This is a genomic window from Streptomyces sp. NPDC049577 (genome assembly GCF_040675635.1).
Lineage (GTDB): Bacteria > Actinomycetota > Actinomycetes > Streptomycetales > Streptomycetaceae > Streptomyces.
Genome location: NZ_JBFAPH010000230.1, coordinates 1 through 10,084 on the forward strand (window position 1 = coordinate 1; position 10,084 = coordinate 10,084).

The 10,084-nt window shown below is 70.2% G+C and carries 5 protein-coding genes; all 5 read right to left on the minus strand.

The window, feature by feature from the left end; translation table 11 throughout:
- Positions 1 to 3,001, minus strand: a 3,001-nt coding sequence (locus tag AB0K09_RS23180; RefSeq protein WP_366067290.1) for a Helicase associated domain protein, incomplete at its 3' end; no start/stop codon positions are given.
- 108 nt (positions 3,002 to 3,109) lie between these two features.
- Positions 3,110 to 4,129, minus strand: a complete 1,020-nt coding sequence (locus tag AB0K09_RS23185; RefSeq protein WP_366067291.1) for an ATP-binding protein — start codon at positions 4,127 to 4,129, stop codon at positions 3,110 to 3,112.
- The gene (locus tag AB0K09_RS23190; RefSeq protein ID WP_366067292.1) at positions 4,123 to 6,240 is read right to left on the minus strand and encodes a transposase; all 2,118 of its coding nucleotides are present in this window, start codon (positions 6,238 to 6,240) and stop codon (positions 4,123 to 4,125) included. The genes AB0K09_RS23185 and AB0K09_RS23190 overlap by 7 nt, the downstream gene beginning before the upstream one ends.
- Positions 6,241 to 6,317: 77 nt before the next feature.
- On the minus strand, positions 6,318 to 7,034 hold the full coding sequence (locus tag AB0K09_RS23195; RefSeq protein ID WP_366067294.1) for a TnsA-like heteromeric transposase endonuclease subunit: 717 nt from the start codon (positions 7,032 to 7,034) through the stop codon (positions 6,318 to 6,320).
- A 139-nt stretch (positions 7,035 to 7,173) separates the two neighbouring features.
- Positions 7,174 to 9,576, minus strand: coding sequence for a Helicase associated domain protein (locus tag AB0K09_RS23200; protein ID WP_366067293.1), 2,403 nt, complete (start codon positions 9,574 to 9,576; stop codon positions 7,174 to 7,176).
- Positions 9,577 to 10,084 lie beyond the last annotated feature (508 nt).

The window sequence follows — 10,084 nt, forward strand, 5'->3', positions numbered from 1 at the left end:
CCGACGCGTGGGGTCTCCGCCCCACGGCGTGCAACACCGGCTCCGATACCGGTGCTGGCGATTCAGGTCGGTGGGTGGATGTCGATGTGGGTGAGGAGGTGTTGTTGGTCGGGGTGGAGGAGTAGCCAGCCGCGGCGTTGGTTGTCGATCCAGTGGCGGGTGGCCGGGTGGCGGGGGTGGGTGTGTGCGTGGTGGTAGGCGCGTTGCCACAGGATGGGCCAGAGTTCCACCAGGGGTCGATCGCGGCGAGTACCTGCTGGGTCGGGGAGGGGCTGCTGCGCTTCTTCGCGAGTTGGCGTTGGCTGTCGAGCCATTCGCCGAGGGGGAAGCCGTCGTGGACGGTCTTGATCGGCGGGCAGAGGTGGCCGTGTTCGCTTGCCCAGGTACGGGCATGAGCGAGTGCTTCGGCGTGGGGCCGGGGGCGGGGGCTGGGCGGCCACTGTGCGGCTGTCTGAGCGGTGATGCCGATGGCGTTCAGGAGGTGTTGTTGGTCTGGGTGGAGCTGGTGGTATTGCAGGCAGGCCCGGGTGATCCAGCTGCCCAGGACGGTGCTCGGTGCAGGGACGCGGGCGGCGGGGTCGAAGGGGCGGCCTGCTAGGACGTGGTCGCGGGCGCGGTAGTAGTTGCGTTGCCAGTGCAGGTCCCACGGCGGGTTCCACCACGGGTCGATCGCGGCGAGCTCGGACAGGTGGGGTGAGGGCGGCGTACCGGATCGGGCGCGCTGTTTGGCGCGGTTGCGCTGGCTGAACAGCCACATGCCCAGGGGGTAGTCGTCGTGCCGGGTGTCACGGGGAGCGGCAAGGTGGCCGTGTTCGGCGTGCCAGGCCCGGGCATATCTTAGGGCCGTCTCGAAGCCCGGCCTCAGATCGGGGCGGTGCCCGAGGCGGCTGCGGGGCTGGCGGGGACGCTTCGGCTCGGCGGCACGCCGCGTGTGGCGGCGACCGGTGGGAGCCGCCGGGTCTGCAGCCCTTGTGGGGTGGCCAGCCTGGTCTTCCATTCCCGGGGACGGGGTTGCAGCCGGCGTCTTCGGGGCGGTACGTGCCTGTTCCAGGGCGATGCGGGCTACCTTGGTGGTGATGCCGATGTCGGCGAGGATTTGCCGCTGCTGGGGGTGGAGTTCGTCGTACATGGCGCACTGGTGCCACAACCAGTCGGCCGCACCAGAGTCGTCGAGGTTATTGAAGCCGTCCTCGGCCTGGAGGAGGCGGCCGGCTGCGGCGTCGCGGGCCCGGTAGTAGTGACGCTGCCACGTCAGGTGCCAAGGCGGGTTCCACCAGGGATCGATGTCTGCGAGGGCCTGTGCCCGGTCGGTGGGCATGGGCCGGCGGTTGGAGCGCCGGTGATTGCGCTGGTTGGCGAGCCACTGGCCGAGCGGATAGCCGTCGTGCACGGCCGTGTGGGTGACGACGGCGAGATTGCCGTGGACGTCTGCGAACGCGCGGGCGTGTGCCAGCCCTATCTGGAAGCGTTCTGCGTAGCTGCGCCGTCGGGGCCGGGCAGCGGCCGCCGCGGTGGCGTCGATGCCGATCTGGGTGAGGAGGCGTTGTTGTTCGGGATGGAGGGTGGGGTAGCGGGTGCACTGCAGGTACAGCCATTCGCCGAGGCTGTAGCTGGTGGTGGGAAAGCCGCTGGCGGGCTCGAGCGGGCCGTGGGCTTCGGCGTGGTCGCGGGCCTGGTGCCAGGTGCGTTGCCACAGGGTGCTCCAGGGCGCGTTCCACCACGGGTAGAGCGCGTGGAGGGCGGCGGCTTGGTGGGTGGGCATTTTGGTGTGGCGGGTGCGCAGGTTGGACAGCACCGTGCCCAGCGGGTAGTCGTCGGGCTCGTCTTCCTTGGGGACGGCCAGGTGCCCGTGCCGCTGGTGGTAGACGCAGGCGTGCGCGAGGCTCCTTTCGAAAGCGTGCTCCGCCTGGAAGCTGTGGCTGCGTAGCCGTTTGGCCGGCTTCGGCTGGGCCGCCAGCGGGGTGTCGTCGGCGGCTGGCAGGTGGGGGAGGAGGTCGCTGAGGGGGCGGGGCCGGTGTGCCGAATGCACCCTCCACAGCGCTTTCTGTGCGGCAGCCCCCGAAGCAGCGCGGGTGCGTACGCAGGAGTGGGCCCAGGTGAACAGCGGCCCGTGGGTGACGGCGGCGAGGTGGTGGGCAAGCCACGGCCGCCCAGACTGGTCGGCGATTTCGGTCAGCAACTGGGGTAGCTCGCCCAGTCTGTAGGGGAGATGGCCGCACGATGCGGTAATGATGCGTTGCTGTAAGGAGCGGCCGGCCAGCAGGCGGGCGAGGGTAACGGTTTCGGGGTAGGTGATCAGGTCGCGGGCGGCCACCTTCCACCAGCCCGGATCGGCGTCGTTCGGTCGCGTGGCCTCGAGGCGGGCCGGCCACGCCCGGTCCTCGCCCGGCCAGGGCTGGTCCCACCAGGAGCCGGTGATGGCGCGGGCGACGTCGAAAGCCTGCGCTCCGGCGGAGGAGCGGTGCAGCAGCCGGGCATGCCGTCGCTGCGCTTCAATCACCTCCGGGCACCGGCCGAGGGACACGGGCAGGCCGCTGGTTCCGGGCAGGAACATCAGCCAGTAGCGGTGGCGTGCGCAGACGCGCTCCTGTGGCGCTAGGTACCGGCGTGCGGGCATGTTGCGCCCTGTGTGGGCGGCGGTGCAGGCGGGGCAGGCCGGGCCCCATGGGCCGACGGCTTCCTCGCCGCGCATCAGCCGCCCGACCGGGCCGGCCCCGTACTTGCCGCACGGCTCTTCCCGCGTCCAGGCGGGCAGCGCCCGCTCGAGTACGTGCGGCGCAACACGGCAGAGCACGGCAACGCGGGCGCGTGCCTGGGCGTTGAGGTGGATCTCGCTGTCCGGGTACAGCATGCCGGTGAGGTTCTGCAGGCCGCCGACGTCGGCGACGGCGGCAAGCACGTCACGGATGCCGAGGTGGTAGCGGGCGGCGACCCTGGTCAGGAACGACAGCGTCAGTTCTCCATGCAGCGGAGCAACCCGTCCTGCCGCGCCGCTGGCCATGGCGGGCACGAGCCCGCCGGATGTTGCCGGCTTGCGTCCCGCTCGCCCGTTCCCGGGCCTACGGACGTGGGCCGTCATGCTGCGCGGGTGTGCCATGCCGGATGCCCCCTACCTCCGCCGTGCGGGACGGGCCGGCCGTGCCTGGGTTTCGGCTGCTGCGTCGAGCTCCACCTCGCTCAGCAGCTGCTTGGTGATCCGCTCGGTGCCTTCGGTGATGGCGACCAGGGCGGCTTCGCGGATGAGATGGGAGAGGCTGCCGATCCGCCCGCCCGTGCGGGCGTGGAGGTAGGCGGCGTGCTTGAGAAGGGTTCCGGGGCGGTGCGCGCGCAGCCTCAGCAGGTCTTCCATGGCCCGCACCAGGTCGTCCCAGACCGCCCGGTCCTGCTCGGTCGCATACGGCAGCGGGCGGTGGCGGAAGATCTTGAAACGGCCGGCGATCTGCGCCCCGCGCACCCCACGCAACAGTGAGGAGGTCTCGATGTCGATCGCGGAGTAGACGAACGTGGCCGGGATGCGTTCGCCGAGGTACTTGAGCTGGTCGGAGGTTTCCGCTCCGGCGCGCCGCTGGGTGTCCAGGAGGTGGACGTCGTCGATGAGGACCAGTTGGGTGCCCAGCTCGCACAGCAGGTCGCACACGGCGCCGGTGATCTGGGTCTGGTTGAGGCGGTCGGTGATGGGCATGCCGAGGAACCGGGCGAACTCGCTGACGAGCATTTTCGGGGTGGCGGCCGGCGGCACGCTGATGAACAGCACAGGCCTGCGCTCTGCCTGTCCTGGGTGCTGGCGGGCGTCGGCCAGCTGGAAGGAACGCCCGAGCGCCATCATCGTCGTGGTCTTACCCGTCGTGGCCGGGCCGGAGATGATCAGACCGCGGCGGACGCCGGCCTGCTGGCGGCGGTTGACCAGCAGGAGCCGGCGTACGGCGGTGAACACGCTGTCCATGGCCGGAGTGCGCATGACGGCGAGTTCGGAGTGGTAGTCCTCGCGCTCGGCCTGGGACCAGGCGGGGTCGGCGGCGTCGCGTACGGGTGCCGGGGCCCGGTGGACGAAGGCGTCCCATCCCTGCCATACGGTCGGAGGGGCCAGCGGGGCGAACCCGGCGGCGTCGTTCGAGAGCGGGCTCACCAACGCAGAGACTCCTCAAAGGGGTCGTAGACCGTGACCTGGGGGCGGCGTGGAGCAGGCACGCCGGCTTCCTGCACCGGAGCGGATGAGGAGCCGCTCGGCTGTGCGTGTTCAGCCGACCAGATGCCCGAGGCGTCGTCCTCGGTCAGGGTCTCCTCGTCGTCCTCGCTGTCGTCGAAGACGTTCTCATCGACAAGCTCGGGCGCCCCGGCCTCCGGCTGCTGGCCGTACAGGATCCCCCACACCTCACCCCCGTTGCCAGCGGTGCGGGCCCGGGCGGCGACGACCTTCTCCCGGCGGGTGCCGTGCCCGGCGGCAGCGCGTTCCAGCAGCTCCCGCAGGGCCAGCGCCAGGTCGTGTTCGTGCTGGACGCGGTCTGCGCGCCGGGCGACGGTACGCCGGATGTGCTGCCAGGTGAAGTCGGTGAACGGCGCGTTGACCAGGGTGTGGTGGATCCATGACACCGGCTCCCACCGGTCCCCCTGCGGACAATCACGAGCCGGCAGACGTACCCAGACCTGGCCGGGATCGTGCGGGTCGTAGTGGATCTCCCACAGGCCGTCCGCCGCCGAAGAGCGCTCGCCGCGGTAGAGGTTGAGGACCTTGTGGTCGTAGGTGCGGTAGTCGATGCGGATGCCGTAGTCGTTGATCTTCTGCCGCTTGACGGGCATCAGCTCGATGTAGTCCTCGCGTCCCAACGGCACCGGGACGTACCCGCACACGGCCACCAGCGCAGCCCACATCTCGTTCGGCGACAAAGCACGGCGCGGCATCATCGGATGCCGCAGCCCGTCGTGCTCGCGCACCTGCCATCCGCAGACGATCCACTCCTGGAGCAGCTCGGCCAACTGGGCCAGCGTCCACACCGCCTCATCCTCGGTGTCCTGGCCGCGCTCGCCGGTGTGCGCGCCCGTGTAGCCGGCGACATGCTGAACGAACAGCGTCTTGATCGAGGAGAAGGTGCGCTCCACGTGCCCCTTGGCCGGCCCGTTGCCCGGCGGAGCAGGCTGCACCGAGACGCCCAGCGACTCGCACGCGGCGATGAACGAGGACGAGACGAACACGTTGCCCTGGTCGACCACGATGGTCTGCGGAGTGATCACCGGCCGCGCCGCGGCCCCCTCCAGCCGGGCGTCCACGCTCAGCAGCCGCTCGTAGGGGACCACCGACGCTTCCATCGCCAGCGCCTCGGGCCAGGTGGGCCGCATCGGCGCCGGGACCATCATCTGCGCCAGCAACAGGGCCGCGTCCACACTGCGGGTCCCCTTCGGGCGCAGCACAGCCGCGCAAATACTGCGGGTCGCCACATCCAGCGCGATGGTCAGCTCCGGACGCTCCACCACCCCGTCGTCCAGCACCACGAAGGCATCCAGCACAGTGCTGTCCATCATCACCAGCTCACCCGGCGCCATCACCGTCGTCGGCACGAACGGCGGAGCCGGCCGTGCCGAGCGCCACCGGCGCTGCCGGGCACCGCCCAGCAGCCCACGCCCGTCGGCAAGGGCGCGCACCAGCCGGTTGAACGTCGCGCTCGACGGCAGCGGCACCACACCCTCCCCATGCCGCTCGGCCAGCAGCCGCTCGGTGTACACCCGCAGCCGCCCCAGCGTCCCGCCCGAGCGCTCCTGCCCCGCCTCCAGCACCTCCTGCACAGCGGCCACCACCCGCTCGTCCGCTCGCCCCAGCGCAGTCCGCGGCCGTGTGGCCCGGTGGTCCACCAGCCCCCAAACTCCCTCCCGGCGGTAACGGGCCCGCATCCGCCGCACCGTCACCGCGCTGGTGCGCATCCCCGCCGCCGACAGCTCTGTCGCCTTCGCCTCCTCCCGCTGAGCCAACGTCCGCGTACCCGGGTCGTACTCCGCCCGCGGCGCTCCCGCCGCGTCGCCACCCGGCCGCCCCGTCTCCACCTCCCGCACGTGCCGCTCCCACGCCAGCGCCCGCTCCCGCACCGCCTCGGGCAACGACTCCAGCAAGCCCAGCGGCGGCACCCTGGGCACCTCTGCCGCATCCAGGACTTCGAATCCCGCATCGGCGAACAGCAGCGACAGCAGCAGCGCCGCTACCTCACCGTCCTCGGCGACCAGCTGCACCTGACCGCCAGCAAGGGCCGCCACCGTCCAGATCCGTCCCCCGAACCGCACTCGGCACCCCAGCTCCACCGCTGGCCAACCCGGTACCCCGCTCCCTGCCCTCATCCCGCAGCTTGCGCCCACACCAGCATCCGCTCATGCATCGCCGCACCCAGATCCGCCGCAAGCCGCCCCGCCCACAAGGCATGGAACAGCGCGGGCAGCACCAGCAGCGGATCTCCGATACCGCGTACGCCCTCCCACAGCGGCGCCGGCTCGGCGAACGCCTCCTGCAGCGCGGCGGCCAGCTGCCGACCACCGTGGTACCGCGGATGCCGGTACCCGGCCAGCCAGGCCACGTTGCGCCGGTAGACCGCATCGACCGGCCCGAGCACCCAGTACTGCCAGCCCACCGCCGCACAGATCTCCCCGACCACCGCCGCCAGAGACCGCTGATGCTGCGACAGCTCTCCTCCCGTGGTGCAGTCGGCCAGCACCCCCTGGCCACCAGTGAGCCGGAGCATCAACTGCGGAGCATGCGCACGCACCCCGCCCATCTCAGGCCACCGCAATTCCAGCGGCCGGGCGGCCAGACCGCCGACGCGTGGGTCGCGGTCGAGCAGCATCACGTGCAGCCGCATCGCTGCAGACCCGTAGTGCACCAGCCGCCCGGTGGTCGCCGACCACCACCACCCCGGTGCCAGCCGTTTGCCCTTGCGTACCGGGAACGGCCTCAGCGGCGGACACTGCTCGAAGGCCACCTCGGCAGCCGCCTCCGACCACCGCAGACACCTTGGCTCCCGTCCCGCCTCGCAGAACAGCACGTCGACCGGCCTCACACCGGCCAACGCCACCCCCACCCCGTCCCGCTTCGCCCCTGCCCTCTGCACACCATCACAAACAGCTCATCAGCCCATCGGTAATGGGTATAACAAGCCAATCGGCAAGACGCGTCACAGCCCGCCCGGAGCAGCGTCCTCATTCGAACAGGCCGAGATCCGCCAACTGCTTCCGCTGCTCCTCCGGGAGCGATGCCCGCCGGCTACGCATGTTGCTGCGCCACACACCAAGCCGTACCTCGACGTCCTGACCGTCGTAGCGCACGACCTCAACATGCGAACGCGAAATCCTCGCCAGCGTGCCTTCCCGCTCCTTGTACTGCCGCAGAGCAGCCACACCTCGCTCGAAGGCTGAGCCACCTTTACGCGCCTTGGCAGGCGCCCCCACCGGAGGCAGCGGCGTGATGCCGAGCTGTTCCAGGCGCTCGCGCTGCCCCTCCATCAGCCCCTGCCACACCGCGTGCTCCCGCTGCCGCTCCAGCCAGCGCCCGACGTCCATGCCGTGGACGGTGACGCCTGGCAGGACGTCGGCGAGCCGGGCGTCCTCCTCGGCGAGGAGTTCGCGGACGGCGGCGTAGTGCCGTTGCCAGGTGACGGGCCAGGCAGGGTTCCAGTCCGGATCGATTGCCGCCAGGGCCTCCTCCCGCTGGGGGTGCGCGGCCAGGGCGCCGGGCCGGCGCAAATTCGACAGCCACTGCCCGATCGGCTTGTCCAGCGCCGTCGCTGTCCGGGGAGCGCAGAGCGAGAAGTGCTGCTCGTAGTACACGCGCGCCGCGGCGAGGTTCTCCTCGAACGCGGCGTCGACCGCGTCCCACACCATCCCGAGGGCTTCAAGCCGCTCGGCCCGCACGGCGCTCATCTGCCCCGCCCCGTAGGCGCGGCGCTGTTCTGCGACCCACTGCCCCAGCGGTTGGGCTCCTTCCTTGTGGTCGTAGGGCACACGGGCGTGCGATTCACGTTCGGCGTACCGGCGCAGGGCGGCGTAGCCCCGCGCCCAGTCCTGCCGTTCGGTGTCGATCACGTTGAAGCTGACCCACTCAGCGACCATCACCGGATCCCGCGGCGCCGCAAAACGCAGCAGAAGACGGGATTCCTCCTCACCTTCTTCCGGTGCCGGGCCGATCCAGACCGACGGCTGAACCACCCTTTTCCGAGGCTCCTGCGGCACCGCGAGCAATTCGATCGCTTCTTCATCATGAGCCCGGAGCCCAGCCAATACCCTCACGAGCGGGCGGTACGAGCCGGAGGTGAACATGTCCTCCGGCTGCTCACCGGGCTGGAGGAACACCGGGACGATCAGCGAGGCGAGCTTGCCCTCACCCGGCTTTTGCCGCAGTGCTCGGCCGATGGCCTGGACGATGTCGTGCGGCGCGCCCTTGGGGTCGAGCAGCGCAACGGAGTCCACGGCCCGGATGTCGACGCCTTCGCCAAGGACACGGCAGTTCGAGAGCACCGCCCGCTGCGCGGTGGTGCCGAACCCGGCCAGGACGTCCCGTCGGCGCTCGCCCGGGTGCTCCCCGCACAGCCAGTCCGCCCAGACCTTCCTGGGGTAGGTCTCCGGCTGGTCGGCGTGCAGCTTGGCCGCGACCGCCGGCAAGCCCTCCGCGTACGCCTGCGCCTCCATCGTGCGGTGGTGGAAGGTGATGCAGGTATTCAGTCCGTGTTCGGCCATGGTCCGCAGCAGCCCAGCCTGAAGAGCGGCCAGCCGCTGCCCCCGGATCTCCTCCGCGTGCCGCTCCGGGCCGCGCAGCCGCTCCGGGGTGACCTCGGGATCCTGCATCTCCAGCACGATGATCTGGTACCGGGCGAGCAGGCCGCGCGTCACCGCCGACGCCAGCGACAGCTTGTAGAACACCGGCCCGAAAATCGACTCATCATCCATCGACGCCGCCATCTCCTCCGGCAACGCCTCCCGCACCCCCTCCCGCACCTCCCACGACGGCGGCCGCTCCTGCCAGATGCGCGGCGTGGCCGTCAGGTACAGCCGGCGCACCGCCGGAATGATCGTCTGGTCGTGGATGTCTGCCCACGCCTTCCCCAGCGACCCCGACGTGCGGTGCGCCTCGTCCACGACAGCCAGGTCCATGGGCGCGAGCTTCTGCCCGTACACGCCCTCGAACGCCTCGGCCAGCGCCCCCAATGACGCGTAGGTGGCGAAGATCGTCACAGGTCCGGTGCCGTGCCACATTGCCAGACGCACCGGGTTCGTCGTGCACCGCACCTTCAGGTTCCACAGGTCCGGGTCGTCGTCCAAGGAGCAGACGGCGACCGCCGGCCCGGTGTGGCCGACCTTGTGCCATTCCTTGACCGTCTGCACGAGCAGGTCGAGGGTCGGCACGAGCACCAGGACGCGGCCGCGGGGGACGATCTGCCGTGCGGCGAACGCGGCGATGACGGTCTTTCCTGTCCCGCACGCCGCGATGATCTGCCCACGCAGACCGTTCGCCGGGATCCGCTTTCCGGGAGGAATGTCGAAGCCACGGATGATGGCGTCAACGGCTTCGATTTGGTGATCGCGGAGATCTCCCCGAGGCATAGCCATTCGAAGTGTTCTCCTTCTCAAGGAATGCGACGCCTGGACAGGTTGGTGGAGCGGTACACCTCCAAACGATACACAGTGCATCGCTGTGATGCATCCAGCTTCAGATGGCTGCATCGTCGTGTTGACGCTTCGCCGGTTTGGCTGCGGAGTGCGGCAGCCGAGAGGTATAATTCCGGAAGTCATTTCACGCCCCGAGGAGTTGAAAGATAGTCCGGGCGGAGCGCAGCGGAGCCCGTCGCCTAGGGGAGGGAGAAGCCTCCCGGAGCGAATGCCGGGTCACCTCGATCGTGGGTAGCGGCTGGGAATCCCAGAACCTACACGACCCCGAACGCGGCACACCCTCCCCTTGCTGCCAGCAGTTCGGGATCCCGCAAGCGGGATCCCGGTCAATTCGCGCTTGCGCGAATTGACATCGTTTCAGCATTCCGCTTGCGGAATGCAATTCCCCCGCTTGCGGGGGAATTTGGCGGAGCGTCAGCGGAGCCGTTCTCTATGTGGCGGCTTGCCG